Origin of the sequence: Streptomyces carpinensis (genome assembly GCF_002154505.1) — a bacterium.
GTDB lineage: Bacteria > Actinomycetota > Actinomycetes > Streptomycetales > Streptomycetaceae > Streptomyces > Streptomyces carpinensis.
This window is the reverse complement of sequence record NZ_MUBM01000803.1, coordinates 407-1,215: the sequence shown is the minus strand read 5'-3', so window position 1 is coordinate 1,215 and position 809 is coordinate 407. Positions and strand designations below refer to the sequence as shown.

General features: G+C 65.4%; 1 pseudogene. It reads right to left on the bottom strand.

Annotated features, from left to right (window positions below):
* Positions 1–274: pseudogene (locus BZY54_RS48905) on the bottom strand (GAF domain-containing protein); the annotation flags it as partial.
* Positions 275–809 lie beyond the last annotated feature (535 nt).

The window sequence follows — 809 nt, the reverse complement described above, 5'->3', positions numbered from 1 at the left end:
GGGCGAGGTTGCTCAGATCGAACGGGATACCGCCGCCCGCGGTGTCCATGGGAGCCTCGTCGGAACCGGTCGGCACGAACATGCCCCGGAACATCTGCCGCTCGTCGTTGATGAAGTTGACCATGGCCAGCGGGGCCTGGGTGAAGGTGGCCGCGAGACGCGCGACGCGGTCGAACGTGGCCTCGGCCTCGACCGTGTTGAGGCCGAGAATTCTCAGCCGGTGCGTCCGCTGCTCGCCGGCGGCACGCTGTTGTTCGGGTGACAGGGAATCCATGGGGTCAGATCAAAGCAGAGATCCCGGCCCCTGTGGATCACCCCTCCCGGTCATTCCCGTCCCACCGATCCCAGGGTCAACGCCGGGACGGACTGCAGGACTTGGCCGCACCACCGGTCACGGCGGTCCGCGCCGCGCGCACCGGTCAGGACCGGCACGTGCCCATTCGGGAAGTCTGTCCAAACTTTTCGATGTTTCAACACCCAGCGATCACTTCCCGTCATTCTTGGGACCCCCGGCGAACCGAAACGATTTTCCACCGGACAATCATGCGGTGGACTTGCTGTCGACACTGGCGCGTTCAGTCCGGCACGACACCAGACGATCGAATACTAGTTCGGAATTGGGGAGGGTGAGGCGGGTGCACGGTCCCCGGTCCGGGCCCGAGCAATGGGTAGGTCGAGACCGTTGGACCCGTTTTCCCGGGCGGGTGTTACACCGTTGGCCCCGTTTCCCCGGGTGGGTTTTACGCCACGACTCATGCCGTCTGCCATGACCGCGCGGCACTGACGGGGCGGCCGCCCTTGGCCTGTAT